The 24505-nt window shown below is 61.2% G+C and carries 21 protein-coding genes and 1 pseudogene; 11 read left to right on the top strand and 11 right to left on the bottom strand.

The window, feature by feature from the left end:
- Positions 1-179: 179 nt before the first annotated feature.
- Positions 180-494: a co-chaperone GroES gene (gene groES, locus AYK65_RS26835; protein WP_026622712.1), complete on the top strand. Its 315-nt coding sequence runs from the start codon at positions 180-182 to the stop codon at positions 492-494.
- A 38-nt stretch (positions 495-532) separates the two neighbouring features.
- Entirely contained in the window at positions 533-2161 is a 1629-nt protein-coding gene (groL, locus tag AYK65_RS26830) for a chaperonin GroEL (RefSeq protein ID WP_046119238.1), read from the top strand.
- Positions 2162-2341: 180 nt separating this feature from the next.
- On the opposite strand, the gene guaD is transcribed toward groL, so the two are convergent.
- Positions 2342-3685 carry a guanine deaminase gene (guaD, locus tag AYK65_RS26825; RefSeq protein WP_081162199.1) on the bottom strand — a complete coding sequence of 448 codons (1344 nt, stop codon included), beginning with the start codon at positions 3683-3685 and terminating at the stop codon, positions 2342-2344.
- Entirely contained in the window at positions 3682-4920 is a 1239-nt protein-coding gene (locus AYK65_RS26820) for a urate hydroxylase PuuD (RefSeq protein WP_081162196.1), read from the bottom strand. Before AYK65_RS26820 ends, guaD begins: the two co-directional genes overlap by 4 nt.
- A gap of 147 nt (positions 4921-5067) precedes the next feature.
- On the opposite strand from AYK65_RS26820, the gene AYK65_RS26815 reads away from it, so the two are divergent.
- The 3 genes and pseudogenes from AYK65_RS26815 (at position 5068) to AYK65_RS26805 (ending at position 7759) form a co-directional block, all read left to right on the top strand.
- The gene (locus tag AYK65_RS26815; RefSeq protein ID WP_046119235.1) at positions 5068-6018 is read left to right on the top strand and encodes a LysR family transcriptional regulator; all 951 of its coding nucleotides are present in this window, start codon (positions 5068-5070) and stop codon (positions 6016-6018) included.
- Between the two features lie 114 nt (positions 6019-6132).
- Positions 6133-7116 carry a L,D-transpeptidase family protein gene (locus AYK65_RS26810; RefSeq protein ID WP_046119234.1) on the top strand — a complete coding sequence of 328 codons (984 nt, stop codon included), beginning with the start codon at positions 6133-6135 and terminating at the stop codon, positions 7114-7116.
- Between the two features lie 241 nt (positions 7117-7357).
- A pseudogene (locus AYK65_RS26805) lies at positions 7358-7759 on the top strand (GFA family protein).
- Between the two features lie 77 nt (positions 7760-7836).
- Here AYK65_RS26805 and AYK65_RS26800 read toward each other — a convergent pair.
- Positions 7837-8727 carry an arginase family protein gene (locus AYK65_RS26800; RefSeq protein WP_081162193.1) on the bottom strand — a complete coding sequence of 297 codons (891 nt, stop codon included), beginning with the start codon at positions 8725-8727 and terminating at the stop codon, positions 7837-7839.
- A gap of 262 nt (positions 8728-8989) precedes the next feature.
- Between AYK65_RS26800 and AYK65_RS26795 the strand changes: the two genes are divergently transcribed.
- The 3 genes from AYK65_RS26795 to AYK65_RS26785 all read left to right on the top strand — a co-directional run bounded on the left by AYK65_RS26795 (position 8990) and on the right by AYK65_RS26785 (position 10971).
- On the top strand, positions 8990-9694 hold the full coding sequence (locus tag AYK65_RS26795) for a molybdate ABC transporter substrate-binding protein (RefSeq protein WP_081162190.1): 705 nt from the start codon (positions 8990-8992) through the stop codon (positions 9692-9694).
- A 234-nt stretch (positions 9695-9928) separates the two neighbouring features.
- Positions 9929-10405 carry an SRPBCC family protein gene (locus AYK65_RS26790; RefSeq protein ID WP_046119231.1) on the top strand — a complete coding sequence of 159 codons (477 nt, stop codon included), beginning with the start codon at positions 9929-9931 and terminating at the stop codon, positions 10403-10405.
- Positions 10406-10548: 143 nt separating this feature from the next.
- On the top strand, positions 10549-10971 hold the full coding sequence (locus AYK65_RS26785; protein WP_081162188.1) for a c-type cytochrome: 423 nt from the start codon (positions 10549-10551) through the stop codon (positions 10969-10971).
- A gap of 110 nt (positions 10972-11081) precedes the next feature.
- Here AYK65_RS26785 and AYK65_RS26780 read toward each other — a convergent pair whose 3' ends face one another.
- The gene (locus tag AYK65_RS26780) at positions 11082-11753 is read right to left on the bottom strand and encodes a Crp/Fnr family transcriptional regulator (protein WP_081162185.1); all 672 of its coding nucleotides are present in this window, start codon (positions 11751-11753) and stop codon (positions 11082-11084) included.
- 210 nt (positions 11754-11963) lie between these two features.
- Between AYK65_RS26780 and AYK65_RS26775 the strand changes: the two genes are divergently transcribed.
- Complete coding sequence (locus AYK65_RS26775) at positions 11964-12311, top strand: hypothetical protein (protein WP_046119228.1); 348 nt, start codon at positions 11964-11966, stop codon at positions 12309-12311.
- Positions 12312-12516: 205 nt separating this feature from the next.
- Here AYK65_RS26775 and xdhC read toward each other — a convergent pair whose 3' ends face one another.
- From xdhC to uraH, 4 genes are read right to left on the bottom strand one after another with little or no spacing between them, the layout of a single operon-like run.
- Positions 12517-13392 carry a xanthine dehydrogenase accessory protein XdhC gene (gene xdhC, locus AYK65_RS26770; protein WP_081162183.1) on the bottom strand — a complete coding sequence of 292 codons (876 nt, stop codon included), beginning with the start codon at positions 13390-13392 and terminating at the stop codon, positions 12517-12519.
- A 5-nt stretch (positions 13393-13397) separates the two neighbouring features.
- Complete coding sequence (xdhB, locus tag AYK65_RS26765) at positions 13398-15743, bottom strand: xanthine dehydrogenase molybdopterin binding subunit (RefSeq protein ID WP_081162181.1); 2346 nt, start codon at positions 15741-15743, stop codon at positions 13398-13400.
- A 13-nt stretch (positions 15744-15756) separates the two neighbouring features.
- Positions 15757-17235 carry a xanthine dehydrogenase small subunit gene (gene xdhA, locus AYK65_RS26760; protein ID WP_081162178.1) on the bottom strand — a complete coding sequence of 493 codons (1479 nt, stop codon included), beginning with the start codon at positions 17233-17235 and terminating at the stop codon, positions 15757-15759.
- Positions 17236-17240: 5 nt separating this feature from the next.
- The gene (uraH, locus tag AYK65_RS26755) at positions 17241-17612 is read right to left on the bottom strand and encodes a hydroxyisourate hydrolase (RefSeq protein WP_081162175.1); all 372 of its coding nucleotides are present in this window, start codon (positions 17610-17612) and stop codon (positions 17241-17243) included.
- A gap of 168 nt (positions 17613-17780) precedes the next feature.
- Here uraH and puuE point away from each other — a divergent pair, with 168 nt between their 5' ends.
- Positions 17781-19196 (top strand): allantoinase PuuE, encoded by a 1416-nt coding sequence (puuE, locus tag AYK65_RS26750; RefSeq protein ID WP_081162172.1) that lies wholly within the window; start codon positions 17781-17783, stop codon positions 19194-19196.
- A 106-nt stretch (positions 19197-19302) separates the two neighbouring features.
- Here puuE and AYK65_RS26745 read toward each other — a convergent pair whose 3' ends face one another.
- Positions 19303-20595 carry an NCS2 family permease gene (locus AYK65_RS26745; RefSeq protein ID WP_026614901.1) on the bottom strand — a complete coding sequence of 431 codons (1293 nt, stop codon included), beginning with the start codon at positions 20593-20595 and terminating at the stop codon, positions 19303-19305.
- Positions 20596-21260: 665 nt separating this feature from the next.
- Between AYK65_RS26745 and AYK65_RS26740 the strand changes: the two genes are divergently transcribed.
- The gene (locus tag AYK65_RS26740; RefSeq protein ID WP_081162170.1) at positions 21261-21932 is read left to right on the top strand and encodes a protein-L-isoaspartate(D-aspartate) O-methyltransferase; all 672 of its coding nucleotides are present in this window, start codon (positions 21261-21263) and stop codon (positions 21930-21932) included.
- Positions 21933-22002: 70 nt separating this feature from the next.
- Here the strand turns inward: AYK65_RS26740 and AYK65_RS26735 are convergent, their stop codons facing one another.
- On the bottom strand, positions 22003-23406 hold the full coding sequence (locus AYK65_RS26735; RefSeq protein WP_081162168.1) for a carbohydrate ABC transporter permease: 1404 nt from the start codon (positions 23404-23406) through the stop codon (positions 22003-22005).
- On the bottom strand, positions 23403-24491 hold the full coding sequence (locus AYK65_RS26730) for a carbohydrate ABC transporter permease (protein WP_081162166.1): 1089 nt from the start codon (positions 24489-24491) through the stop codon (positions 23403-23405). Before AYK65_RS26730 ends, AYK65_RS26735 begins: the two co-directional genes overlap by 4 nt.
- Positions 24492-24505: the final 14 nt, after the last annotated feature.

Below are 24505 nucleotides of genomic sequence, written 5' to 3'. Positions count from 1 at the left end.
TGCACAGCGCATTAGCACTCTCGACGAGAGAGTGCTAAAATTTTCTGTGCCCCTCTTGAATTCGCTTCCGGGCAAACCAGATCAAAAGTGCCAGTCGCCAGAACAAGGGGGCAGGCCCGTCCGGGCTGGTCAACGGTCCGGCGGAGCGGGTTTTCGCTTTGTTTGTCCAGGAGGAAGACATGAAGTTCCAACCGCTCCATGACCGCATTCTCGTCCGCCGTCTCTCATCCGAGGAGAAAACCAAAGGCGGCATCATCATTCCCGACACAGCCAAGGAGAAGCCGCAGGAAGGCGAAGTGATCGCCGCGGGTCCTGGCGCGCGCAACGAGCAGGGCCAGCTCGTCGAACTCGACGTGAAGGTCGGAGATCGCGTGCTCTTCGGCAAATGGTCCGGCACGGAGATCAAGATCGAAGGCGAGGACTTGCTGATCCTGAAGGAAGCCGACGTGCTTGGCGTCATCGAGGACCTGGGCAGCGAAAAGAAGGTCGCCTGAGACCGCTCGGCCCATCGAAGTCAGTGAAGGAGTGAACCATGGCTGTCAAAGACGTAAAATTCCATACCGACGCCCGTGAACGCATGCTGCGAGGCGTTGACACGCTTGCCAATGCGGTCAAGGTGACGCTTGGACCCAAAGGCCGCAACGTCGTCATCGACAAGTCCTTTGGCGCACCGCGGATCACCAAGGACGGTGTTACGGTCGCCAAGGAGATCGAGCTCGAGGACAAGTTCGAGAACATGGGCGCGCAGATGCTGCGTGAAGTGGCATCGAGAACGAGTGAGATTGCTGGCGACGGCACGACGACCGCAACCGTGCTGGCACAGGCGATCGTCAGGGAGGGCGCCAAGGCGGTTGCCTCGGGCATGAACCCGATGGACCTCAAACGCGGCATCGATCTCGCGGTCGATAAGCTCGTCGGCGAATTGAAGGGCAATGCGCGCCAGGTTTCCAAGAACGAGGAAATCGCCCAGGTCGGCACGATCTCGGCCAACGGCGACGCGGAAATCGGCCGCTATCTCGCCGAGGCGATGGAAAAGGTCGGCAACGAGGGCGTGATCACCGTCGAAGAGGCAAAAACGGCCGAGACCGAACTGGAAGTGGTCGAAGGCATGCAGTTCGACCGCGGTTACATCTCTCCCTATTTCATAACCAATCAGGATAAGATGCGGGCAGAATTCGAAGATCCCTACATCCTCATCCACGAGAAGAAGCTCTCGAACCTGCAGGCGATGCTGCCCGTCCTCGAGGCCGTCGTCCAATCGGGCAAGCCGCTTCTCATCATCGCCGAAGACGTAGAGGGCGAGGCGCTCGCGACACTCGTCGTCAACAAGTTGCGCGGCGGCCTGAAGGTGGCTGCCGTCAAGGCGCCCGGCTTCGGCGACCGCCGCAAGGCGATGCTTGAGGACATCGCCATCCTGACCGGCGGCTCGGTCATTTCCGAGGACCTCGGCATCAAGCTCGAGAATGTCACTCTCGACATGCTCGGCCGCGCCAAGAGAGTCTCGATCGAGAAGGAGAACACGACCATCATCAATGGTGCCGGTTCGAAAGCCGATATCGATGGCCGCATCACCCAGATCAAGGCGCAGATCGAGGAAACGACGTCGGATTATGACCGGGAGAAGCTGCAGGAGCGGCTCGCCAAGCTTGCGGGCGGTGTCGCAGTGATCCGCGTTGGCGGTTCGACCGAGGTCGAGGTCAAAGAGCGCAAGGATCGGGTCGATGATGCGCTTCATGCAACGCGCGCTGCCGTCGAGGAGGGCATTCTGCCCGGCGGCGGCGTCGCGCTGCTCCGCGTCGTCAAGGCGCTCGACGAGGTGCCGACGGCGAACGACGACCAGCGGGTCGGCGTCGAGATCGTCCGCCGTGCGATCGAGGCCCCCGTTCGCCAGATCGCTGAAAATGCTGGCGCCGAAGGCTCGATCATCGTCGGCAAACTGCGCGAAAAAACGGACTTCGCCTATGGCTGGAACGCCCAGACGGGCGAATTCGGCGATCTCTTCTCGATGGGAGTGATCGACCCGGCGAAGGTCGTCCGCACGGCTCTCCAGGATGCGGCCTCCATCGCCGGCTTGCTGGTCACCACCGAAGCGATGATCGCCGAGAAGCCCAAGAAGGAGGCGCCGCCTGCAATGCCGCCTGGCGGCGGAATGGACTTCTAAGAGAAGGCGCGAAGCCCGTCGACCGCCTGCCGGCCACCCTTCTCCCCGCGAGCGGCGCGCGGGGAGAAGATTAAGGCGAGGGTGTCGACCCTCCCGGTGAGTAGGTAAATTCAACGAATTACGACCGCCTTTTCACCTTCTTGATGAGACGAGCCATCAGCGGCCTCACCTGACGATGCGCTATGCTGTCTCCAGTGCCCGCGGAACATCCCGTCTGACCCCCACCCGACCGCTCTTCATCGGCTTGCCCGCGACATAGACCTCCGTGACTGAGCGATCGTCTCCCATCGTCTGCAGCACGAAGAGTTCTTCTGCCAGAGACGATGCTACCTGCATTCTGAGTTCCATCGCCGGTTTGGCGCGGCTGTCGAGGACGACGATGTCTGCATCTGCTCCGGCATGCAGCGATCCGATCCGGTCTTCGAGGTCGAGGGCGCGCGCATTGCCGAGCGTCATCATGTAGAAGGAATTGAGCGGGGAAAGCCGCTGGCCCTGCAGGTGCAGCACCTTGTAGGCCTCACCCATGGTCTCCAGCATCGAGAAGCTTGTCCCCGCGCCGACATCGGTCGCGACGGAATGGCGGGCGCCGAGCTTGTCGAAGCGGTCGCGGTCGAAGAGGCCACTGCCGAGGAAAAGATTGGAGGTCGGGCAGAAGACGCCGACGGCGCCTGTTTCGGCGAGCACGGATATCTCACGGTCGCTCAGATGAATGCAATGGCCGAGCAAGGTCTTGCGGCCAAGCAGCCCGTAGCGCCCATAGATGTCGGTGTAGTCCTTCGCCTCTGGATAGAGCGACGTGGCGAAGGCGATCTCGTCCCTATTTTCGGAGAGATGCGTTTGAACGTAGCAATCCGGATGTTCCGCGACGAGCGCCCGGCTCATCTCCATCTGTTCGGGCGTCGAGGTGATGGCGAAACGCGGGCTGACCGCGTAATGCGCGCGGCCGCGTCGGTGCCACCTGGCAATGAGCTGCTTCGTTTCGTCATAGCCCCTCTCCGGCGTGTCGCGCAGCGCGTCGGGGGCATTGCGGTCCATCATCACCTTGCCGCCGATCATCAACATGTTTCGCTCCTCGGCCGCGGTGAAGAAAGCATCGACGCTTTCCGGATGCACCGAGCAATAGGCGACGGCCGTCGTCGTGCCGTTCGAAAGAAGCTCGTCCGTGAAGCGGCCGGCAATAAAGGCCGCGTGCTCTGGCGCCCTGAATTTCTGCTCCTCGACGAAAATATAGGTGTTCAGCCATTCAAGAAGCTGTGCGCCATAGGAGGCGATGGCCTGCGTCTGCGGGAAATGCAGGTGAGTGTCGATCAATCCGGGCAGGACGAGATGCGGTCGATGGTCGGCGATTTGCACGCCGCCGTCCGCCTGTTTCGCCACGTCGCCATAGGGGCCGACTGCGGCGATTTTGCCGCTGCTGACAAGCACGGCGCCATCTTCGAAGAAGCGGTAGGACGTTTTGTCGTCAATGCCCTCGGGCTCCCGGACGAAGGTCAGCACCCGGCCGCGGATCAGCAAATCGCTCATTGAATTTTTCCTTCCTTCACGGCGGTCTCGTACCAGGCGGCGAGCAATTGCCGTTCTTCCTCGGTGACCCCGGTGACATTGGCGGGCGGCATCGCATGCGAGCGCCCCGCTTGGAGGTAGATCTCGCGGGCATGCGCGACGATGTCGTCATCAGTTTCGAGGACGACGCCCTTCGGCGGCACGATGATGCCCTCCCAGCCTGGCTCCCGCGCGTGGCACATGGAACAGCGGCCAAGCACCGTATCGCGGACTTTCGAGAAGTCCGGCGACGCGGCGACGGCCTCACCGGCCGTCGAAGCCCTCGCCTCCCCGCCTTCGGAGAGAACCTTGGGCGCGGTGGAAAGCCACATGATGACGATGAAAAGGAGCACCGTGACGAGCCACGTCCAGGTCGGGCTGCCGGCGCGGGCATGCCGCGTGTTGAACCAGTGGCGGATGGTGACGCCCATCAGGAAGACCAGCGAGGCGATGATCCAGCTGTATTGAGTGCCGAAGGCGAGCGGATAGTGGTTCGACAGCATCAGGAACAGGACCGGCAGCGTCAGGTAGTTGTTGTGTGTCGAGCGCTGCTTTGCCTGCTTACCGAGCGCCGGATCGGGCGTGCGGCCGGCGATCAGGTCGGCGACGACCTTTTTCTGGTTCGGAATGATGATGAAGAAGACGTTGGCCGACATGATGGTCGCCGTGAAGGCGCCGAGATGCAGATAGGCGGCACGGCCGGTGAAGAGCTGGGTGTAGCCCCAGGCGACGGCGACGAGCACGAAATAGAGCAGTATCATCAGCCGCGTGTTGTCCTTGCCGAGTGGGGAGCGACAGATCGTGTCATAGGTGAGCCAGCCAAAAGCAAGCGAAGCGAGCGAGATGGCGATCGCCATCGGCTTCGACACGTCGAGAACGTTCGGATCGATCAGGTAGAGATCGGCGCCGGCATAATAGACGAGCGCAAGCATGCCGAAGCCGGAAAGCCAGGTGACGTAGGATTCCCATTTGAACCAGGTGAGGTGCTCGGGCATGTTTTCCGGCGCCACCAGGTATTTCTGGATATGATAGAAGCCGCCGCCATGGACCTGCCACTCCTCGCCATAGGCGCCCACGGGCAGACCGGGGCGCTGCCTGAGGCCGAGATCAAGCGCGACGAAATAGAAGGATGAGCCGATCCAGGCGATGCCGGTGATGACATGCAGCCACCTCACCGCAAATGTCAGCCAGTCCCAGGCGATGGCGTATTCGTACATTGAGGCCTCCCATTTCTCTGGCCTGTATTATGTGTCATTGCTTGCGGAGGCGAGAACGCTGCGAGATCACCAACTCTTTCAAAAAAAACTATAAAATGGTCGAGCCGAGAGCACGGTAATCTGGCCACGAGGAGCAGAGGCGGGAGCATGTCCTATCTCGATAATGTGCGCGTTTTCGTGCGCGTGGTGGAACTTGGAACGCTATCGGCCGCAGGCCGCGATCAGCGCGTGACGCCGGCCGTCGCCAGCAACAGGATCAAGGAACTGGAGCGGCATATGGGGGTGCGCCTGTTCAACCGCACCACGCGCAAGCTGACGCCGACCGAGCACGGCCGCGTCTTCTATGAAGGCGCCGTCAAGATTCTCGAAGCGGTGAACGAAGCTGAGAGCGCCATCGCCGATCTTTCGCGCAATCCCAAAGGCGCGCTGAAGATCACCGCGCCGCTCGGCATCGGCCGGCGGCTGATCGCCCCCGGCATCCCCGAATTCCACGACCGCTATCCCGACATCGAGGTGCGGCTGCGCCTTTCCGACCACAACGTCGACATCCTGAGCGAAGGCGTCGATGTCGCGTTCAAGCTCGGCATTCTCGAGGATTCGAACCTTCGCATGCGCGGCATCATGAATTGCGATCGCGTGCTCTGCGGCTCACCGGCCTATTTCGAAAGACGCGGCGTGCCCGCGACGCCCGACGAGTTGATCACCGAACGTCACGACTGTCTGTTGCTGCGCTATCCCGGCTCGAAGGAATATTACTGGACATTGCAGACGCCGGACGGCGTGCGCAAATTCGAAGTCGCCGGCCCCTATGATTCAGACGACGGCGACGTGTTGACCCAATGGGCGCTCGACGGACGCGGCATCATCAACAAGCCGCTCTTCGAGGTGAAGCAGTACATCGAGGAGGGCTCACTGGTGCCGATCCTAGAGGAGACTCCGCCACTCAGCGCGCAGCTCGCGGCGATCTATCCGCATAAGCGCTTCCAGGATCCGAAGGTGCGGCTGATGATCGATTTCATGGCCGAGCGCTGTCAGCGGCTGATCGGCAAGGTGCTGGCTGAGCCTGCTGCGGCGCGGGTGCAGGAGCCCGTGACTTAGACGAAGTCGAAACAGAGTTCTGAGGCGAATACGCGCTTGAACCCGCGTCAGCAAGGTTTGTATCACACCTCGGGAACCAGCGGGCGGAACAAAGTTCGGCCGCTGTAGATTTTCATGTTCATGAAGAACATGACGCTTGTTGCAACATCGCTGATATCGGGGCTCTGTGGTACCGCCAGCGCTCAGGAGCTTCGGCCAGACGCCGTCAACAGGGCTTCTATTGCTTCCATCCCGTCAGAGCGACCGTCTGATGCCCCCACTCAGCCGGACCCCGCCATCGTTCATCTCCAAGTTCTTCTGGATCGCGCTGGTTCATCTCCCGGGGTGATCGACGGCTACTACGGCGAGAATGTCGCCAAAGCGATTGCCGGGTTTGAGGCCATGCAGGGCCTTCCCGCTGATGGAAAGCTGGACCCTGAGGTCATCGGCCGGCTTGCCGACGAAAGGCCGCCAATCCAGCCTTATGTCATCTCTGAAGGCGACGCCAAAGATCTGGTCGATCGCATCCCTGAAGACTACGCCGAGCAAGCCAAGATGAAACACCTCGGATATACAAGCGTCCCGGAGAAATTGTCCGAGCGGTTTCACATGGACATCGACCTCCTCAAGGCGCTCAATTCCGGCTCGGCATTCGCCGTCGGGGACACGATATCCGTTGCGGCGCCCGGCGTCGCGAAGGAAGGCACGGTCAAACTGATAGAGGCGCGGAAGGGAGCGGGGCAGGTCCTCGCCTTTGCCGATAACGGCACGCTGCTTGCGGCATATCCTGCCACGATCGGCAGCAAAGAGACGCCTTCGCCTTCGGGCACGCACAAAGTCAAAGGTGTCGCTCGAATGCCCACCTATACCTACAACCCCGAAGTCAACTACCAGCAGGGCGACAACACCGAGGTTCTGACGCTCCCGAGCGGCCCCAACGGCCCGGTGGGAACCGTCTGGATCGATCTGTCGAAGCCGACCTACGGGATTCACGGCACGCCTGAACCGTCCCGCGTCGACAAGGACCCGTCGCATGGATGCATCCGCCTGGCAAACTGGGACGCAGAGGAACTGGCCGCGATGGTCAAGCCGGGGATTGTCGTCGAGATCACCGAGTAGCTTCGGAGCCGGCAGACATCGGGAAAACAGCGGCCCGATGCCGACGTCCGAACCATGGCGGCGGAATCCGCCGTGATGTGTCTGGGCCGCATGGGCCGATCTTTTGGTGCTCGGAAGTCGCAAAGTGGTGAGCGGAAGTCTAACACCATCGCGCTGGACGGCTAGCTTGCGCCGATTGCGGCTATCGCGTGATTGGGCCAGGATGCGGTCTTGAATATGTAGCAGGATCGAACCTACGCTCATGCTGACGGGCTCATGTCATTGCGGCAAGGCGAGCTGGACACTCAAAGGTGATCCCGGGCTCGATCACAGCGTGCAACTGCACGCTCTGCCGACGCTACGGCCCTCTGGGGCCTATGATTACGAAGGGGAGCGTATTACGGTCACCGGGCAGACTGCCTCCTACACCCGCGCCGGGAGGGACAAGTCGTCTCTCGAAATATTGTTCTGCCCATCCTGCGCCTGTGTATTGAGCTGGCGCGGCTTACGGCTTGAAGAGGATGGCCGCCGGCGCATGGCTGTAAACTTGCGGCTTGCGCCTCCAGACCTCGTTCAGGATCTGCCCATTGATCATTTCGACGGCCTGGACACTTTTGAAGACCTTCCTTCCAAAGGGCGCTGTGTGCGCGATCTTTGGTTTTAACAGCATGCCACGTGCCTGCGTCGAGGTGGAAAGCGGCACTTCGCCTTGGCAACGACAATTGCCGCGACAATGCCGGATCACTCCGCCAAGGCCTCGGAAAGTAAGCCGATCAGCCGTCTGAAGCTTTCCGCCTCGTCCGGCGCGTGGTCTGGGTTCACTTCTGTCACAGTTAACACCCGGCGGTTCGGCAATGCACGCAGTTCAAAAAGCGCGGCGCTGAGTTCCTCAAGAGTGAGGCCCAATCCGCGACGCGTGTTCTCCGCAAGAGGAAAGTCGGCGAAGTCCAGCACGTCGATGTCCAGATGGACCAGGATAGTGTCGAATGAGCGTGCCCATTGTGTGGCTCGGCGCGCAGCTTCAATGGGATTTGACTTCACCTCCTGGAGGCCGATCATGGACAGGTTGCGAACTCGAATGGTTTCTGCCTCGCCGTCCGTCACATTAGCGACAGCGAAGAAGAGGATGTCAGCGGCACTCAGCATAGGTCGCCTCGGCGCGAGGCCCGCCAATTCGTTGGCGGCGCCAGGAAGGTCAAGGAGATGGGCGACACCGGTCCAGTCGAGTGCGCCGTCACTCGCGACAGGCGGGTTCAGGTCGGCATCTACATCGATATAAATCAGCCCGAGAGAAGCGTAGCGCGTGAGCGCTCCCGCTACCACCCCGAGTTCGATCGTGCAGTCGCCGCCGACGACGAGGACGTTGTGCTCGTCATCAAGCGCGGTGGTCACGACTGCTGCCAACTCTTTTGCAACGTTGCGCACCGTCTCGAGGTTCATCGCCTTCGAGTTTGATGGATCGGGCCGCCAGCGAAAGCCGCCCACATCACCGCGGTCAACCACATCAAGGCCTGACCGCTCCAACTGCGAGACCAATCCATGATGACGAAATGTCGACGGCGCTTTTTCCTGTCCTGGGGCATAAGCGCCTGCACTGCTGGGAGCGCCGATTATGCTGAGCGTGCGAGCCATTTCCTCTACCTTTCAAGATCAGATGAAAACAGCACCACAGTATAACGCCCGCCCGGGACGAAATCTGTGCATTGCCGTAATGTCGGCTCTGGCGTCGCAAGCCGAGGTTCGGCGGCCTGCTCGACTCAGGTCCGGTTCGCGCCGCCACGAGCGCCGCCTTCGACAATGACTCCGCGTTAGATTCGGCTGCAGTCGCGGAGCCCGGCCTTCCTGGCTATATCAGCAATGTAACGAAGTCGTTTGCCCGATTTCAGGTTAGGCCATGAATCAGGAAATCCGACTTTTTGGAGCTGTTGCGGTTCGACCGGCCGTCCTTGCTCTCGTCTCTCAGTTCGAGACGGCGACAGGATACCCAGTTGCGGCCAAGTTCGAGCTCAATCCGACCGTAAAGAAGCGGATTGAGGCCGGGGAGCCTTTTGACCTCGTCATCATCAATCCGCATATGGTTCAGGATCTGACCTCCTTGGGAAAGGTCAAGGCTGGGAGTCAGGTAGCATTTGGCCGAATAGCAATGGGGGTGGCAGCCAAGGCAGGCGGTCGACCACTGGACATAGGGTCCGTGGAAGCCTTCGAACACGCATTGAAGAGCGCCAGATCAATCGCCTACGCCGCTGACGGAACCAGCGGCGGCTACTTCTCCGGTTTGCTGGAGCGCCTGGGGATAGCGGATGAGGTCAAGCCAAAGCTGGTGAGCATACCAGGAGGGCAGACAGCGCTGGCTGTAGCCCGTGACCAAGCCGAGTTGGCGGTCGTTCCCGTGACTTCAATTCTCGCCGCCGCTCCCGATGTCATGCTTGTCGGTCGTTTTCCGGCGGAACTCCAAAGTTACATCGACTTCGCCATAGCCGTCAGCGCCGATTCAAGGGACACAGAAGCTGCCAAGCAACTGTTGGAGTTTCTGATGTCGGCTGACGTCGATGGCACTTTGGCGGAAAGGGGCGTCGAGCGTCCCTACGGGCACGTTTGATAAGCGGCGATCGGCGCCCGCTCTGGGCTCCATCAAGACAGTCGTCGCGCCCCTCACCGATGTCCGAAAAAGGGGCGATCCTCCCCGTTCCTCAAGCCCTCGCAAAGGTGGCTTGCTGGTGTTGCTTTCGCTCGCCTCCATAGAAGCTCGTCAAATTTGTAACTCCCACCATGTCGACGCCCGGAGCTAAGTCACTCCTGCGAATTGCAAGAAGGGACTCGAAGGAGAGCGACGATGACCAAAGAGACGATCAGCTTTGTTTATATGATCTACATCCGAGCGACGCCGGAGAAAGTGTTCGAGGCGATCACGCAGCCCGACATCGCGCGCCGCTACTGGGGACACGAGAACGTCTCCGACTGGAAGCTCGGTTCAAGATGGGAGCATATCCGCGCCAATGACGAGCGGAGCGTCGAACTCGTCGGCGAAGTGGTCGAGCACACGCCGCCCCGGCGTCTCGTCATCACCTGGGCCAATGCATCCGATGCCAACAACCCCGCGAAATACAGCCGGGTGACTTTCAGCCTCGTTCCGTTTGACGGCATGGTGCAACTGACCGTCAGCCATGACGAGCTGGAAGCCGGCAGCGGAATGGCAGCGGGGATCAGCAAAGGGTGGCCGATCGTGCTGTCCAGTCTCAAATCGTTCCTCGAAACGGGCCAGGCGATCGACGTCTTCGCGAAGCCGCGCCACACCGAACTGATGGCCTGACCCTGAAAAGGAGCCGAGCGGCTGTCGTGTACTGTGATCAGACGCGCAAAGGTCGCTATAGCACTTAGAATTGCTGCATGTTTCCTTAAATCGGTTACGATTCAAGGAAACATGCAGCAGACGCCATTCGAGGCAACGGAAGAATGCGTCCATTTCAGCCACTGCAACTGGTTCTGTTCACGGTTGTTGCCTGCGGCCTCGTAGTCGTTTCCGGGAGATCCTCGCAAGAAACCGCTGCCGCCGACAAATTCTACCGGGTGATCGACGGCAAGGCCGATGCCCGGACCTACAACGGATACCGGCGTTATCATGGGGGCTGCAGCCATTGCCACGGCCCGGACGGAGTCGGCTCGACCTTCGCCTCCTCTCTTGTCGATCGGCCAATCGACATAGAGACGTTCAGGCGCATCGTTCGCGATGGCCAGAGCAGTAGCGGGAGCTCGGTTATGAAGGGGTTTGCCAACGATCCCAATTTCGCTCCCTACATCGACGACATCTACGCCTATCTGCAGGCCCGCGCCGACGGCGCTCTCGGCCGCGGACGACCGAAAAGAATGGGGCCTTAGACCCGGTGTCGACTATCGAGGTAATTCCATGCCGGCCACTTTTTCGGAAGCCGAGCTTCGTCACCCGCTCCGACTGAGCGGCGCTAACCCTAGGCGAAGAGTCTCAGGTGTTACTCCTCTTTTCCTGCGAGCATTTCGAGAGCCGCAACGTCGCAGAGCAGGAGCCGGCGTCCGCGTCTCTCGATGAGCCCCTTCTTGGCTAGAGCGCTCATCTCGCGAGAGACCGCCTCCCTGTGCGTGCTGATTGAGGCCGCCAGTTCGAAATGGGTGGGCGCCGGGTCTATGACGACCGGGCTGGCGGCTTCATGCGGCTTCTCCGCACGGCGCAGCAATTCGAGGATGAGGCGCCTTCGCACGACGAAGGTGCTGAACTCATAGACCCGCTCGGTCATATGCCTTATGCCCGCCGCGAGGTGCTCGAGGAGGGCCCACGAAAACTCAGGATGGTCGGCAATCAGCCTGCGGAACGCCGGCGCCGGCAATCTTGCCGCACGGGTTGCCTCAAGAGCCACGACACTGGCCGACCGCGCCTTGCCGTCAATCGCAGCCACTTCGCCGACGATGTCGCCAGGGCCGCGATCGCCGTAGAAGATCTCGCGGCCGTTTTCGGAAAAAAGCGTAATGCGGGCGTGCCCCTCGAGTATGAAGAAGACGTCGCGTCCGCTTTCGCGATGCGCGATGATCAACTCGTCGGGGGCATAAGTGCGAACGGTCCAATGTTTGGACAAGGCAGCGACGGCTGTATCACCCAGCCTCGAAAGAAAAGTTGGCGAACGCGTCATGGCCCTCATTTCCGTTCGGCCGAATCTACTTCCTTCGGCCCTGGCGGTAAAAGAAAATCCGGCCGCCCCTCCGGACGCGTGGGCACACCGATCGTTTATTGAATTGCGTTGCCGTGCCTGTGCGAATTCTCACAGACGGAGCCTAGCCACGCCTCATATCCTTCGGGCACCGGTCTTGTTCGGGCCCTTCGGTTGAAGAGGAGAACTTCCATGTACAGATACACAATCCTTGCCGCGCTTTGCTTGACGGCGGGCAACGCCTTCGCAGATGAACTTAAGGCCCTGCAAGGCGGGAGCATCGATCTCGGCGCTTACCATGGCGTCATTTATTACACGGAGGCCGATGGCGGTTTTCGAGTGGTCACCACGATCGCCGATGGGGCGGAGGGCTCGCCCGTTCGCTTCGAGGCAACGCTCGAGGAGGGCCAAAGCCTTGCCATTTCGGTTCCTGGCGGTTTGGGCGAGCCCAGCAAGGCTCTCGAAATCTCGCGTGCCGGCGGCAGGCTCCTCATGAACGGGATCGATACAACCCCCAAACTCGTTCATGCCGGCCGGTGAATCCGTTCGCGGTGATACCCGCGCAGCACGAATTTGATCGTCTACAGCGCCGTGCGTCTTTTCAGACGCACAAGGGACGCTGTAGCATTTTGAATTGCTGCATGTCTTTGTCCCTAAATCGCTAGGATTTAAGGACGCATGCACTTGCGCCGGAATGGATCGAAGCCAGCATTCGATTAAGCGCCAGAGCGTCAGACTTTCACCACTAAAAGGACGAGGAACTGGCCTCTGCCTTTACCGGCTTTTCCTTGTTTCGCGCAGCACTCTTCGGCCGGTCATGAGTGAGTACCGCGGTGAGAACCTCCGCCGCGGCCAACGCTGCAATCACAGCCGGCCGCTTGTCCTTCACCGCCGTGCCGCCGATCGGGCAGACGAGCCGGTCGAAGAGTTCGGGGCGTTCGATTTCACGGGCAAGCCATGTTTTGAAGGTGGCGCGCTTCGTCTTCGAGCCGATCATGCCGACATAGGAGGCATCCTTTCGGCCGAGCGCCTCCGCTGCGATCAGGAAGTCGAGCGCGTGGTCATGCGTAAGGATGACGAAGGCGCTGCCTGAAGGCGCATCACGCACAAGCTCCTCGGGCATTGCCGTCAGGCAGGTCTCGATTCCTAGCACGTCGATCGCCGAGAGCTCGTGCTCGCGGGTGTCGACGAGCACAGTCCGGACGGGGAGCAACGACAGCGCCATCGCCAGCGCGTTGCCGACATGACCCGCGCCGAAAATATAGACGTGCGGCCGGCGCGCGATCTCAGCATCGCTGCGTGCGACGAGGGCCGTGCGCGCCTCCTTGTCGACGGTCTTGAAGGAAAGCGCCACGCGGCCGCCGCAGCATTGTCCGATCTCCGGCCCCAGAGGAATTGTCAGCCGCTCGTCCGCAACGGCTCCGTGAATGAGCTTCCGAGCATGATCGATCGCCATATATTCCAACTGCCCGCCGCCGATCGTGGCGAAGGTGCGATCCGTCGAGACGAGCATCCAGGCATCCGTGTCGCGCGGCGTCGAACCGGCCGCGTCCGTCACCTCGACGAGGATGCACGCCCCCTCTCGAGCCAGGAAATCCCGGATATCCTCTTTGTTTGCCATCTCCGTCAGCCATTCGCTGCATCGCGCGCCGCCCCGCGCAGACGCTCGATCGCCATCAGCACCCGTTCCGGCGTCGCCGGCGTATCGATGCGCGGCGGGAGACGATACGCCGCAACGCTCGCCGCTGCCATGGATATAGCTTCAAGGACGGAAATGCCCAGCATGAAGGGCGGTTCCCCCACCGCCTTCGATCGGCGGATCGTCTCTTCCCGGTTGACCGACCATTCCGCCAGCCGCACGTTGAAGACGCGCGGGCGATCGGAGGCAAGCGGAATCTTGTAGGTGGAGGGCGCATGGGTGCGCAGGCGCCCCTTCGCATCCCACCAGAGTTCTTCCGTCGTCAGCCAGCCCATGCCCTGCACGAAGGCCCCCTCGACCTGACCGAGATCGAGCGCCGGATTGAGCGACTTGCCGACATCGTGGATGATGTCCGTACGCTCGACCTGGTATTCGCCGGTAAGCGTATCGACGCTGACCTCCGAGCAGGAAGCACCATAGGCATAGTAATAGAACGGCCTTCCCCTGCCCTCGGCGCGGTCCCAATGGATTTTCGGCGTCTTGTAGAACCCGGCGGCCGAGAGCTGCACCCGCGCGGCATAGGCGGATTTTATGAGGTCGGCGAAGGCGATGCGTTCTGCGCCGATCCTCACCATATTCGGTTCGAACGCGACGTCGGCTTCGTCAACACCGTAACGCTCCGCCGCGAAGCGCACGAGCCGCGCCTTGATCTGCTGCGCCGCATTTGCGGCCGCCATGCCGTTCAGGTCGGAGCCGGAAGATGCTGCCGTCGCCGAGGTGTTCGGCACCTTGCCGGTCGAGGTTGCCGTCACTTTGATACGGTCGAGATCGACCTGGAACTCGTCCGCGACCACTTGCGCCACCTTGGTGTAAAGCCCCTGCCCCATCTCGGTGCCGCCGTGGTTCAGTTGGATCGAGCCGTCCGTATAGACATGGATCAACGCGCCAGCCTGGTTGTATTCGGTCTTGGTGAAAGAGATGCCGAATTTCACCGGTGTCAACGCGATGCCGCGCTTGATGACGTGGTTCCGACGGTTGAAGGCAAGGATGGCTTGGCGCCGGGCGGCATAGTCCGACGAAGTCTCGAGCTCCTCGATGATCCGGCCGATGATGTTGTCCTCGACTGTCTGGTGGTACGGTGTCAGGTTGCGCCCCTCGCCGCCGTAGAAATTGAGCTTGCGGATTTCGAGCGGATCCTTGCCGAGCGTGTACGCGATGTCCTCGATCATCCGTTCGCCGCCGACCATGCCCTGCGGCCCGCCGAAACCACGGAAGGCGGTATTCGAGACCGTGTTGGTCTTGAGCGGGCGTGAGCGCAGCCGGACGTTCGGATAGAAATAGCAGTTGTCGGCGTGAAAGAGCGCGCGGTCGGTCACCGGCCCGGAAAGGTCCGCCGAGAAGCCGCAGCGGGCGGCGAAGACTGCGTCCACCGCCTCGATCCGGCCGTCGTCGTCAAAGCCGATCTTGTAGTCGACGTGGAAGTCGTGCCGCTTGCCGGTCGCCGTCATGTCGTCGTCGCGATCCGGGCGCACCTTGACGGCGCGGCGGTATTTCCTCGCCGCAAGCGCCGCCACCGCGGCAAAGAGGTTTGCTTGCGTTTCCTTGCCGCCGAAGCCGCCGCCCATGCGGCGAACATTCACCGTCACGGCATTCGACGGCACGCCTAGCACCTTGGCGACCATGTGCTGCGTCTCGCTCGGATGCTGCGTCGAAGCAAAGACTGTCACCTCGTCGTCCTCGCCGGGAATGGCAAAGGAGATGTGGCCCTCGAGATAGAAATGGTCCTGGCCGCCGATCCGCATTTCGCCCTCGACGACATGCCTCGCCCTGGCAAAGCCGGCGTCGATGTCGCCGCGTTCGAGCTTCAGGGGATCGATCACCAGCGGATAGTTGGCGGCCGCGGCTTCGACGACGTCGGTCACATGCGGCAGATCGCGATATTCGATCTTCACCTTCGCCGCCGCGCGCCGGGCGGCATCGCGCGAAGTCGCGATCACGGCGAAGATCGGCTGGCCGTGGAATTCGACCTTGCCGGTGGCGAACACAGGATCGTCGTGCTTGTGGGCTGGGCTGATGTCGTTCTCGCCCGGAATGTCGTCCGCCGCCATGATCCCGACGACGCCGGGGCTGTTCTTTACCGCCTCGAAGTCGATCGACAGGATTTCGGCGTGCGCGCGCTCAGAGAGTCCAAGATAGCCGTGCAGCGTGCCGGCCGGCTCCGGAATATCGTCGATATATTCGGCCATGCCCGACACATGCTTGTGGCCGGACTCGTGGCGTTCCTTTTCGTGGACGCCGCCGCGGATGCGGTCTATGGGCTGCATCACATTCATGGGTTCACCTCCTCTAGACAGCGACTGCGGCGGCGCGAGCGATACGAACGTTGTTCGTGTCCTGCGTTTCCAGATAGAAGCGCCGCAGCAGGTTTTTGGCAACCAGCATGCGGTAGCCGGCCGAGGCGCGCCAATCGGTGAGCGGCGTGAAATCCTGCTCGAAGGCAGCGACAGCAACGTCGATGCTGGAATCGTTCCACGGCACGCCCTTGAGAGCGGCCTCCACGTTCGACGCGCGCTTCGGCGTGCCTGCCATACCGCCGAAGGCAATCACCGCATCGGCAACCCGGCCGGTGCCATCGAGCTTCAGCCGGAAGGCACCGCACACTGCGGAAATATCCTCGTCGAACCGCTTCGAGACCTTGTAGACGGCGAAGCTGTCGCCATCGGCGAGAAACGGAATCCGGATACTCTCGACAAACTCGCCGGGCTCACGATCCTGCTTGCCGTATTCGATAAAGAAGGCCTCGAGCGGCAGCGTCCGGCGCCTCGTCCCCTTGCGCAGGGTTATCGTTGCGCCAAGAGCGATCAGCGCCGGCGGGGTATCGCCGATCGGCGAGCCGTTTGCGATGTTGCCGCCGACCGTGCCCATGTTACGCACCTGCTCGCCTCCGATCCGCTCCCAGAGTTCGCGCAATTGCGGGAAGTGCCGGACGACCACCGGGAAGGCCTCCGTGTAGCTGACGCCGGCGGCAAGCGTGACCCCTTCGGCGTCGACGGAAATCCGCCGCAGTTCGTCGAGATGCGAGAGATGGACGACCGGCGCGATGTCGCGCATGAACTTCGTCACCCACAGGCCGACGTCCGTCGAGCCGGCGACGATCGTCGCCTTCGGATTGGCCTCGAGAACCGCGGCGAAATCGTCGAGCGAAGCCGGAAGCACGACGCGTTCGTCTTCGCCGCCGATTTCGACCCGGCGGCCGTCCCTAAGGGCGGCCAGTTGTTGCGTGATCTTCTCACGTTCCGCGACCAGCGGGTCTTTGCCGACCTCGCCGATCGATGAAATCGCCTGCGCCGCGCGGATGATCGCCGCGTAGCCGGTGCAGCGACAGAGATTGCCCTGCAGCGCTTTCTCGATTTCCTCGATGCTCGGCTTCGGATTCGCCATCCACAGACCATAAAGGGACATAACAAAGCCCGGTGTGCAAAAGCCGCATTGCGATGCGTGCGTGTCGACCATTGCCCGTTGGACCGGATGGAGCGGACCATTCGGCTGCGCGAGCGCCTCGACCGTCACGACATGGCAGCCGTCGAGGGAAGCGACGAAACGGATGCAGGCGTTGACGGACTCGTATGTCAGCTTCCCGTCGAGGGGCCGGCCGACGAGGACGGTGCAGGCGCCGCAGTCGCCTTCCGCGCAGCCTTCCTTGGTGCCGCGAAGGTTGCGTTCAATTCGCAGGAAGTCGAGCAGCATCTGGACGGGCGAGACGTCGGCGAGCTCGATGAGGCGGTCGTTCAGGAGGAAACGGATCGTGTTGCGGATCTCGGTCATGACCGTCAGCTCCCGCGATAGGTGGAATAGCCGTAGGGCGAAAGCAGGAGCGGCACGTGATAATGCGTGGCACGGTCGGCGATCCCGAAGCGGATCGGGATCAGATCGAGAAACGGGTGCGCGCCGCGATCGCCCGCGGCGCCGAGATATTCGCCGGCGTGAAAGTGCAGCTCGTAGGTGCCCGTCTCCATCGCGGCCCCCTTGAGGAGCGGCTCATCGCAGCGCCCGTCGTCGTTGGTCCGGGTTGTGGAGAGATGCTCCATCCGATCACTCTCGATGCGGTAGAGATCGATGCGAAGATTGTTTGCCGGTTTGCCGTTCGCCGTGTCGAGCACATGTGTTGTCAGGCGCCCGGCCGTTCCGCCTTGAGATTGCATGCTTTATCGCTCCTCCGAAGTCAGCATCGAGGACGAGTATCCAAAGCGCGGGCGCCTTTGGGTAGCAAGCTCAACCTTCGAGACTTTCAAATTTTTCGAGGGGAATAGGCCGGTGATTTTCTCGCTACCAATCGTCGTCACGATACAATCACCGGAGGAGCTGTTGCTATGAGATACCCACGCGATCTTCTGGGTCATGGTCCGAACCCGCGTGTTGCCTGGCCCGGCGAAGCGCGGATCGCCGTGCAATTCGTGGTCAATTACGAAGAGGGCGGAGAGAACTGCGTCGTTCATGGCGACGCGGCGTCGGAGGCGTTTCTGTCGGAAATCGTCGGCGCGCAAGCATGGCCGGGACAGCGGCACTGGAACATGGAGTCTATCTACGAATATGGCGCGCGCGCCGGCTTCTGGCGGCTGCACCGGCTCTTCATCGAGAGGCAAGTGCCGGTCACCGTCTATGGCGTCGCCACGGCCCTCAAGCGTTCGCCGACCCAGGTCGCCGCCATGCAGAATGCCGGCTGGGAAATCGCTTCACACGGTTTGAAATGGATCGAGTATAAGGACTTCGACATCGAGCGCGAGCGCGCCGAGATCGCCGAAGCGATCCGCCTGCACACGATCGTTACCGGCGAGCGGCCGCGCGGCTGGTACACCGGCCGCTGCTCCGCAAACACGCTCGACCTCGTCACCGAGACTGGCGGCTTCGATTACGTCTCCGATTCCTATGCCGACGACCTGCCCTATTGGCACGAACATGCCGGCCGGCATCAGCTCGTCATCCCCTATACGCTCGACGCCAACGACATGCGCTTCGCGACGGCGCAAGGCTTCAACAGCGGCGATCAGTTCTTCAGTTACCTGAAGGACAGTTTCGACGTCCTCTATGCCGAAGGTGCCGCCGGCTCGCCGAAGATGATGAGCATCGGCCTGCACTGCCGGCTCGTGGGCCGTCCGGGCCGGGCGGCCGCGCTGGCGCGCTTTCTCGATTATGTGAAGAGTCATGAGAAGGTCTGGCTCGCCCGCCGCATCGATATCGCTCGTTACTGGACAGAAGCCTATCCGTTCCAACCGAACGAGAACCGTCCCTCGCGGCTTTCCGAAGAGACCTTCGCCGACCGCTTCGGCGGCGTCTTCGAGCATTCGAGCTGGATCGCGAAGCGCGCCTTCGCCGGCGAGCTTGCCCCCGCCAACGATACGGCAACCGGCCTGCACGCGGCGTTGACCGCGGTGTTTCGCGAAGCGAGCGAAGAGGAACGGCTTGCTGTCATGAACGCGCACCCGGATCTTGCCGGCAAGCTCGCCGAAGCGAAACGCCTGACCGAAAGCTCCACTGAAGAGCAGGCTTCGGCTGGCCTCGACGCCCTGACGGACCGCGAGCGGGAGCGCTTCAGGGCGCTTAACAGCGCCTATGTCGAAAAATTCGGCTTTCCCTTCATCATGGCCGTCAAGGGCCGCAGCAAGGACGAAATCCTCGCGGCCTTCGAAAATCGGATCGACAATGACCGTGAGACCGAATTCCACACTGCCTGCCACCAGGTGGAGCGGATCGCACTCCTGCGACTCCGCGACATGCTGCCGGACTGAGGAAAAAGGCGGCATTCTCTAAACGAAGATCGGCCGGCCCGAGTTTCGGGCCGGCCGTTTTGTATGTCCCCTCATCTATGGAGAGTTTTGGAAGGAAGCTGCGACCTCACCCGCCGAAGAAGGCGAAGCGGACGACGAAGAGCGCCGCGACGAGCTGGGTCGCCGGATGGATAACATTCCACTTGCCGGTGCAGATTTTCAGGACGACGTAGCTGACGAAGCCGAAGGCGAGGCCGTTGGCGATCGAGTAGGTGAATGGCATGGCGATCGCCGTCAGCGCCGCAGGTGCTGCTTCCGTCAGATCGTCCCACTCGATTTCCGTGAGCTCACGCATCATCAGGCCCGCGACGTAAAGCAGCGCCGGCGCGGTCGCATAGGACGGGACGGCGGCGGCAAGCGGCGAGACGAAGAGTGCGGCGAGGAACAACACCGAGATCGTGAGCGCGGTGAGACCGGTGCGGCCGCCGGCTTGCACGCCGGAAGCGCTTTCGACATAGGCTGTGGTGCTGCTGGTGCCGATCAGCGAACCGGCGATGATGGCCGAACTGTCGGCAAGCAGTGCGCGTCCAAGGCGACTGGGCTTGCCCTCCTCCACCAGTTTCGCGCGTTTGGCGACACCGATCAGCGTGCCGGTCGCATCGAAGACTTCGACGAGCACGAAGACTAGGATGACATGGACGAGGCCGCCATGCAGGGCGCCCATGATATCGAGCTGCAGGAAGGTCGGGGCGATGCTCGGCGGCGCCGAGACGACGCCCTTGAACTCGGAGACACCGAGAAGCATCGATAGGACGGTGACGACGAGTATGCCGATGAGGATCGATCCGCGCACTTTGAGCGAGTCGAGAACGGCGATCACGAAGAAGCCGAGGATAGCGAGCAGCGGCCCCGTCTGTTTGAGATCGCCGAGGCCGACCAGCGTCGCCGGATTGTCGACGACGATGCCGGCGTTCTTGAGCGCGATAATGCCGAGGAAAAGGCCGATACCGGCCGCAATGGCGCTGCGCAGCGAATGCGGTATCCCGGCAATGAGCCAGCTCCGCACACCGGTAACCGTCAAGAGCAGAAAGATGAGACCCGAAATGAATACGGCGCCGAGCGCCTGCTGCCATGTGAAGCCGAGCGCGGCGACCACGGTGAAGGCGAAGAAGGCGTTGAGCCCCATGCCCGGAGCCATACCGATCGGCCAATTGGCGACGAGCGCCATGACGGCCGAGCCGAGGGCGGCGGCGAGACAGGTCGCGACGAAGACGGCGTCGCGATCCATGCCCGTCGTCGACAGGATATCCGGGTTGACGAAGATGATGTAGGACATCGTCAGGAACGTCGTGACACCGGCAATCACTTCCGTGCGGACGGTCGTGTCATGTTCTTTCAGCTTGAAGAGTCGTTCAAACATATTTCCTCCCTGAGACCACCATGATCTTGGATCAACCCGAGATCATGACGTGATCGCCTCTCTTTAAGTTGGAGCGGGATGCAGCCGGAAAACCGCTCACATTTTTCCGCATCCCGCTCTGGCGGCGTCATCGCGACGCAGCCGAACGACAGAGACCGGATAGCTGCTCCTCCAACTTCCGGCCGTTGCATTTCGATCGCCCGCACCCAGCTTTCTACAGGCGGTGATCCAGGCCGTGCGGCCTCGCCGGATGGAAGCCATCACAAGTACACCGATTGTGCGGCCTCGTGCGCAGGATCGCTAGCCGCTGATTTCGACGGCGAATGCGAAAGACTTTCAAATTTTCCAGTGCATTCCGGCGGGATTCCCTCAGGAATCGCCATGTCTCCGGTGTCGGGACCGGTCGTCGTGATGACGAGCCAGAGCCTCTGTTTTAACGATAAGGTGCATCATTAGCCGATCGGCCAATAATGCTGCCGTGGCTGTCATCCTTCTCGACATCCACAGCGGTGTCCGCTTTCTTGCACGACTTAAGCCGCGCGGGCGCCGTGACCTTGCTCATGAGGCGCCATCGTTCGCTTTTTGATCTTGCCATCGCATGTCCGTGCCCCTTTAATGTTGAGAGGTCTCTCTGGCGGCCAACCGGCTTAGGAAAGCCCACCCCCATGAAGGCAATGAACGAAAAGCACCTCGGAGTTCTGCGCAGGCACATGGTCGAGGTGATTGCGATCTATGCCGACCTTGCAAGCGAAGAACTCGGTAAAGCAGCGCTCGATGAAAGGGTGATGGCGGCGATGCTGCGGGTGCCCCGGCACCTCTTCGTGCCGGCTCCGGTCGCGCCGTTTGCCTACCAGGACATGCCGCTGCCGATCGGCTTCGATAAGACCGTGTCGCAGCCCTTCATGGTCGCCCTCATGACCGATCTCCTTGCTCCCCAACCGCATGAGGCAGTGCTCGAAATCGGCACCGGTCTGGGTTACCAAACCGCAATTCTCGCGCAACTCGCCGGGCAAGTTTGGAGCGTCGAAATCATCGAAGAGTTCGCAAGCCATGCCGAGGCTCTCCTGCAGGGCTTCGGCATGTCAAATGTCGGCATTCGTGTCGGCGACGGGTCTCGCGGATGGCTCGAGCACGCGCCATTCGACAAGATCCTGGTCACCGCCGCGGCCGAGGAGGCGCCACCCGCTTTGCTTGAGCAACTCAAGCCAATGGGCCGCATGGTTCTTCCTCTGGGATCTGAAGAACAGGTGCTGACCGTCATCGACAAGGATGAGCAAGGACAAGTTGAGGAGCGGAAACTCATCCCGGTTCGGTTCAGCCAACTCGAGGCGTCATAGACTACTTTGGCGAGGAGCGCTTCCGGCACAGAACGAGGACACCAACAAAGGGCCGCTTTGGGTCGTAGTGCTACGTGATGCCCTTGGTGACTTGGGTGGAGACGATGTGTCGCTGGAAGAGCACGAAAAGGATAACGACCGGCACGATCGAGATGAACGCTCCTGCAAGAACAAGTCCCCAATCGCCCTGCGCGCCCCCGTAGGAACGGCGCAGGCTGAGAAGCCCGACTTGGACCGTCAGCGCTTCGGGCGGGCTGGTGATAAGCACGAGTGGCCAAAAGAAGTCGTTCCAGGCGCCTTGAAAGGCGAGAATCGCATTGACCAACAAAGCCGGCTTTGCGTTTGGCACAACGATCTTCAAGAACACTTGAAAGCGGTTGGCGCCGTCGACGATTGCAGCTTCCTCTATCTCTCTTGGAAACCCCTCGAAAAACTGCTTCATCAACAGGACATTGGCTGAGGCGACGAAGACGACGATTACGCTCCAGGGGGTGTTCAAAAGCGACAGATCCCTGAAGATGAGATAGTTCGACACGAAGGTCACTTGCGCCGGAATCGTCATTGAGAAGAGCAATGCAGCGAACAGTAAGCGGCTGCCCCTGAAGTCGAGCCGCGCAAGCGCATACCCGGCAAGGCTGGCGACAACGAGCGTCAGGACCAGGCGCCCGATGGCGATGGCAAGACTATTGACCAGCCAGCTTCCAAACAGGCTTTTCCCGGTCTGCAGGTCAGCCGTCTCCTTTATCACCCGCCGGTAGTTGTTGAAGATCAACCCGAGAGCACCTGGTGTGATGTTGTCCCAACTCAGCAGGCGTCCGCGACGCTCGGATCGCGATGGCGAAATCGGACTGTCGATAAGCGTTTGAGAGGGCGGAGCGGTCAGATTGAGGGGCGTGCGTTCGATCCAGGGCCCGTTCCGGCGGTCGGTGCGGTAGGTGATCTCATAGACGAATGTCCGCGTCTGCCACTCCTCCCAAACTCCCGTCTCCTCGTCACGAACCTGCATCACTGCCGAACTGGAACTCTTCAGCGCAATCGACGCATAATCCGCGGCATAATCCCGCATGAGCGCAGCGGCGATGCCCGAGCCCGGGCGGCGACGAGGAATCTCGGCGTTCGGTTCGACGATGGTGGTGCCGACGGGCGCTGCGTAAGTGACACTGAAGTCAACTTTGGCGCCAGGAGAAAACCCTCCCCACAAAGCATCACCCGCGCCCTCCTGCCCCAAACGGGCGGCGGCGATCCATGCGGCCGGGTTGAGCTGGTCGAAATAGAGACGGAACGGTCTTTCCAATGGGTCGACCTTCAGGCTCGCCATGAAGGCAAGAACGAATGTCCCCGCCAGTATGGTCGCGACGGCCAGAAAGGTCAGATACAACCACGCGCTTACCGCAAGCTGGCGGCGGCGAAGCGCGCTAGCCGGCAGGCGGCGGCGCGACGGCACGGCCTCGGCAGCGGTTAGCCTCGCCATCATTCGGCCCTTTCCTTCACACCGACCGATTTTTGAGCGTAGACGACAGCAATTGTGAGAATGCCAAGAACGAGCGCCGCAGCACTTGCCATGCCGATCCTCGAAGAGGCGCCTGCCGGAAAGGCACTCTCATAAACGTAGTAGGCAAGCGTTACTCTACTTGCGAGTGGCGCCGCATCCCCCAGAATCGCGACCTGATCGAACATCTGCAGGGTACCGATGACGCCCATCGTGACGACGGCAAAGGTCACCGGCCTCAGCGCCGGCACGGTTATGTGGCGAAATCGCTGGAAAGCGTTGGCTCCGTCGATCTCGGCCGCGTCGTATAACGCGCTCGGGATTGACTGTAGCCCCGCCAGGAACAACAGCATCAGGGTCGGGACCGTCGTGAAGATATTCATCAACGCGACGGACCACAGCGTGACCGGCATGAAAAGAAAATGCCGCTGGGTATTGAGCCAGGAGATCAGCAGATCGTTATCGAAAACAGGCAGCAGTCCCGCAAGCGCACAGGCAACGATAAGCGCCAGCGCGCCGAAGGCCGCTGCGAGCAGAAAGAAGGGATCGAAGATCGAAACGCCTTCGTAGCTCCGCCGCGCGTTGAGAACGAGTGCGCCCTGCAATGCAGCCATGCCCACGAAGAACAAAAGCATGTGCCGGCGATAGGCTAGCACAGTGCTGACGATCGCGGTCATGAAACCATCTCTCTGAAAGAGCCAGAGAAAGATGAGCGTCATGGCCGCACTGGACATTATGGATGGCAGGTAAAACACCGTCCGAACGAGTCCCCTCACCCGGACGGCGTGGTTCACGAGAACCGCAAGGGCAAGCGCAAGCACGGTCTGGACCGTCGTGACGATGAGCGAGAAGCCGATCGTGTTGCGCAGGGCGATGAGGAAAAGTTCATCGGAGACGAGTGTAGTGTAATTGGACAGCCCGACGAAGCTCGGAGCCGTGAACAAGTCGTATTCGGTAAAGCTGTAGTAAGCTGTTCGGACAATCGCGTAGACGAAAAACAGCGTCATCGAGATTGTGAAGGGCAACACGAAAAGCCAGCCACTCCTCTCGTCTGAACTAACTCGCGACATGCATGTCCTCCCAC

The organism is Ensifer aridi (assembly GCF_002078505.1).
GTDB classification, from domain to species: Bacteria; Pseudomonadota; Alphaproteobacteria; order Rhizobiales; family Rhizobiaceae; genus Sinorhizobium; species Sinorhizobium aridi.
The sequence above is the reverse complement of the archived record's forward strand: the minus strand, read 5'-3'. Positions and strand labels throughout refer to the sequence as shown.